The organism is Massilia sp. CT11-108, assembly GCF_047302915.1.
In the GTDB taxonomy this organism is placed as follows: domain Bacteria; phylum Pseudomonadota; class Gammaproteobacteria; order Burkholderiales; family Burkholderiaceae_D; genus Telluria; species Telluria orientalis.
The window spans coordinates 1-4,620 of record NZ_JBKYMO010000437.1 but is presented as its reverse complement, the minus strand read 5'-3'; the positions used below and the strand labels follow the sequence as shown (position 1 = coordinate 4,620).

General features: G+C 62.9%; 3 protein-coding genes. 2 read left to right on the top strand and 1 reads right to left on the bottom strand.

Features of this window, described 5'->3' with window-relative positions:
- The coding region (locus ACEN88_RS24790) for an ABC transporter permease (protein WP_413343959.1) at nt 1–867 on the bottom strand (867 nt) is incomplete at its 3' end.
- A 110-nt stretch (nt 868–977) separates the two neighbouring features.
- Between ACEN88_RS24790 and ACEN88_RS24785 the strand changes: the two genes are divergently transcribed.
- Together ACEN88_RS24785 and ACEN88_RS24780 are read left to right on the top strand one after the other, a co-directional pair.
- Nucleotides 978–1,196: a hypothetical protein gene (locus tag ACEN88_RS24785; RefSeq protein ID WP_413343958.1), complete on the top strand. Its 219-nt coding sequence runs from the start codon at nt 978–980 to the stop codon at nt 1,194–1,196.
- A gap of 430 nt (nt 1,197–1,626) precedes the next feature.
- Complete coding sequence (locus ACEN88_RS24780; protein WP_413343957.1) at nt 1,627–4,482, top strand: TonB-dependent receptor domain-containing protein; 2,856 nt, start codon at nt 1,627–1,629, stop codon at nt 4,480–4,482.
- Nucleotides 4,483–4,620 lie beyond the last annotated feature (138 nt).

The following is a 4,620-nucleotide window of genomic DNA, read 5'->3' as shown; positions in this document are numbered from 1 at the left end:
GGCGGCGACGTAGACCGTGATCGCCTTGATCACGGGGAAGTCGCTGCGCTCGACGGCGAGGATCACTTCGCGCCCGATGCCCGGGATGCCGAAGAAGCGCTCGAGCAGGAAGGCGCCGATCAAGAGCGCCGGCAGGTTGGCCATGACGTACGTGATGATGGGGATGGCGGCGTTACGCAGCACGTGCACCCAGACGATGCGCCGCTCCGGCAAGCCTTTCGCGCGCGCCGTGCGCACGTAGTCCTGCCCCACTTCATCCAGCACGAAGCTGCGGAACAGGCGCAATGTCGGCGCCAGCGACACGGTGAGGCCGATCAGGATCGGCAGGGTGGCGTAGCGCAGCAGGTTTTCCGTGAAATGCTCGCCCCAGCCCTGCACGGGGAACAGCCCGAGCTTATAGGCGAGACCGTACTGGAACACGATGATGTAGACGAGGATCGAGATCGACATGCCGACCGTGCACGCGACCATCACGACGCGGTCCGTCAGCGAGCCGCGCACGAAGGCGACGGCGAGCGCCAGCGCGATGCCGATCGTGGTCTCCAGCACCGTCAGCGGCACGAGCACCGTCAGCGACGGCCCCAGGCGGCTGGCGATGATGTGCGACACGGGCTCGCCCGTCGCCCAGGCGTTGCCGAAGTCGAACGTGACGATCTGCTTCACGAAGATGCCGAGCTGGACGTACCACGGCGCATCGAGTCCCAGCTGGGCGCGGATGTTGGCGATGGCGCGCGCGTCGGCCATCTTGCCCGCCAACAGGTACGAGGGGTCGCCGCCGACCCAGTTGAACAGCACGAACACCAGCACGACGACGCCGGCCATCGTCGGCAGCATCTGCCACAGGCGCCGCAGGATATAAGCAAACATCGGGATTCCCGGGTGAGTCATCGAACGCGTTCGGAACTATAGACCAGATTGCGCCGCCCCTGCCGGGAAAAGATGTCATGGGGCCATAACCAAATGAATGGGCTGTTGTGGTGTTTACTGTCCTGGGACCGCCAGGACCTGAACGTGACGGCGACTGCGAACTACCGCGCCGACATGCAAAACGTGTACTTCGGGGCGACAAGTGCGCCTCGCAGTACGCGAACGGCCCGCTGGATCCGCTGACCTACGGCGGCATGAGCTACAACCCGATGGACGCCAGCGGCGCCATCGGCCGCTTCTTCAAGGCCGGCGTGCGTTACCAGTTCTGATGACAGACAGCCGGTTCGCCGGCTGATCGACGGACGATGACGAGCGGGACAGTGAGCACTCACTGTCCCGCTAGTTTTTGGTGCATTGCCGCACCAATATGGGGCAGAACGTTGTAATTACGCATCAATGAAAATTCGAATAAAAAACTAAATACAACATGTAAAGCAAAATTTCTTTCGAGTATTTCTCATATCCGGAGAACAAAGTGTGATATTTACAGTGGTGATGCATATATGCATATTTACACGTTGACTTTGTTTATTAGCAATGATTTCATTGTCTTGCAGCAAATAAAAATTCCCTCCCAAAAGGATGGGGGTAGATCAATAACAAGATCTGCGAGCCGGCGCGTAGTCCGCACCGGCCCAGCTCAGAAGGGACTCAAGACAAATGATGTCGGAAAAAGTTTTATCTCGATCGGTACGTTTGATGTTTGCCGGCGGCATGGCGCTCGGCGCGTCCGTCGCTCACGCACAGGACACTGGCGCGGCACCCGCCGCGTCGATGCAGCGCGTGGAAGTGACGGGGTCGCGCATTCCGTCGCTGAATACGGAAGGCTCCAGCCCCATCACCACCCTCAGCGCCAAGGACATCAAGATCGATGGCGTACGCAATACCGAAGACCTGCTGAACAACCTGCCCCAGGTGTTCGCGTCGCAAGGTGCCGCGATCTCGAACGGCGCCAGCGGTACCGCCACCGTCGACCTGCGCGGCATGGGCTCGCAGCGTACCCTGGTGCTCGTCAACGGCAAGCGCCTGCCGTCCGGCAGCGTGCTCAGCGTCGCGGCCGACCTGAACCAGATCCCGAGTGAACTGATCCGCCGTGTCGACGTGCTGACCGGCGGCGCCGGCGCCGTGTACGGCTCGGGCGCCGTGTCGGGCGTCGTCAACTTCATCATGAAGGACAACTACGAAGGCGTGGAACTGGAAGCCAACATCTCCGGCGCCAACCACAAGCAGCACAACGACGAGATCCAGGGCGTCGTCAACCAGAAGGGGTTCCCGCTGCCGGGCAACCACACGTTCGACGCCAAGAAGTACGACTTCAGCATCCTGATGGGCTCGAACTTCGCCGACAACAAGGGTAACGCGACGTTCTTCGCCTCGCACCGCCACGCCGACGCCCTGCTGCAATCGCAGCGCGATTTCTCGGCCTGCTCGCTGGGCGCGTCCGATCCGGGCTTCGCCTGCTCCGGTTCCGGCACCTCGATCGCCCGCGTCGGCTCGTTCACCCCGGATGCGAACGGCAATCCGCGCAAGTACGTGTCGGCCACCGACGCCTACAACTTCGGCCCGCTGAACTTCTTCCAGCGCCCATCGGACGAGTACAACATCAACTCGATGGTGCACCTCGACATCAACGAGAACGCGCGCATCTACAGCGAATTCAGCTTCCACAACTACACGACCGACGCGCAGATCGCGCCAGGCGGCATCTTCTACGGCCAGCAGGCGACGATCGCCTACGAAAACCCGCTGCTGAACGATGCATGGCGCACCGCGCTGGGCCTCAAGAAGCCGGGCGACACCGCCACCGTCTCGGTCGGCAAGCGTAACGTCGAAGGCGGCCCGCGTTCCACCAGCATCACCGACTCCTCGTTCCGCGAAGTACTGGGCGTGAAGGGCATGGTCGGCGACTGGTCGTACGACGTGTTCGGCCAGTTCGCGCGCGTCAACCACAGCGACCGTGCGACCGGCTACTTCTCGAGCCGCCTGATCGCCAACGCGCTGGACGTCGTCGCCGATCCGACCACGGGCAAGGCCGTGTGCCGCTCCGTCGTCAACGGTTCCGACACCGCCTGCGTGCCGTACAACCTGTACAAGCAGGGCGGCGTCAACCAGGCCGCGCTGGACTACCTGAACGCCACCGGCTCGAACGGCGGCTTCACGCAGCAATCCGTGTTCGGCCTGAACATCGGCACCGACCTGACCCGCTTCGGCCTGAAGCTGCCGACCGCCGAAAGCGGCGCCGGCGTGTCGTTCGGCTACGAGCAGCGCGTCGAAAAACTGGCCTTCGAGCCCGACTACGAAAACCAGACCGGCGACCTGTCCGGTGCCGGCGGCGCCTCCCCGGCCGTCGCGGGTTCGTACAACGTGAAGGAAGCCTTCGGCGAATTCAAGCTGCCGCTGCTGGACAACATGGCCTTCTCGAAGCACATGGACCTGTCCGGTTCGTACCGCCGTTCGCAGTACAGCACGGATGCCAAGACCAACACGTTCGGCCTGGGCCTCGACTGGCAGCCGATCGACCAGGTGCGCGTCCGCGGTTCGGCCCAGCGTGCCGTCCGCGCACCGAACATCTATGAACTGTACACGCCGCAAGCCGTGGTGCTGGCCGGGCCGAACGACGACCCGTGCGGCGGCGAGACCCCGAAAGCCACGCAGGCGCAGTGCGCCAACACGGGCCTGCCGGCTTCGCTGTACGGCAAGGTGCCGGAAAACTCGACCAACCAGTACAACGGCCGTACCGGCGGCAACCCGGGCGTCAAGCCGGAAACCGCCAACACGTACACGGTCGGTATCGTGATCGACCCGATCAAGAACCTGACCATCACGCTGGACGCGTTCAAGCTGAAGATCAAGGACGCGATCCAGGCCGTCAACGCCCAGAGCGTATACACCCAGTGCCTCACGACCGGCAATCCGCTGTACTGCGGCCTGATCCACCGCGACCAGCTCGGTTCGCTGTGGCTGACCCCGAACGGCTACGTCGAAGCCGGCACCACGAACATCGGTTCGCAGGGCACGTCGGGCCTGGACGTGGGCGCCAGCTACCGCACCCGCCTGCCGCAGAGCTACGGCAACCTGGACTTCACGCTGAACGGCACCTACGTGCACAGCTACACCGTGGAGAACCTGCCGGGCAACGGCAGCTATGACTGCACGGGCCTGTACGGCGCGACCTGCGGCACCCCGACCCCGAAATGGCGCCACAAGCTGCGCACGACCTGGTCGAGCCCGTACAACCTGGATCTGTCGCTCACCTGGCGCTACATCGACCGCCTGAAGAACGACATGCTCGACGGGAACCCGCAGCTGGCTGGCGAACTGGACACGCAACGTGACGCGTACCTGGCTTCGCGCAGCTACTTCGACCTGAACGGCGTGTACCGCTTCAACCGCAAGCTGGCCGTGAGCTTCGGCGTCAACAACCTGCTGGACAAGGATCCGCCGATTGCATCGTCCAGCTCGGTGACGGGTACCTACGGCAACGGCAACACGTTCCCGCAGATCTACGATTCGTACGGCCGCTTCATCTACGCCAACGTGACCTACCGCTTCTGATCGCTTGAATCGGACGCCGTAAAAAAACCGCCCCCCGCGGCGCGGCCGGCGGCGGGTTTTTTTTTTTATAATTAAAACCCCAACATGCATAGTACCCCCCAAAACCCGTAAATACCGAGCGAAAAGCCCGAACCCAGG

Coding starts and splice junctions, on each gene's coding strand:
- ACEN88_RS24780 (WP_413343957.1), top strand. CDS start 1,627: ATGTTTGCCGGCGGCATGGCGCTCGGCGCGTCCGTCGCTCACGCACAG.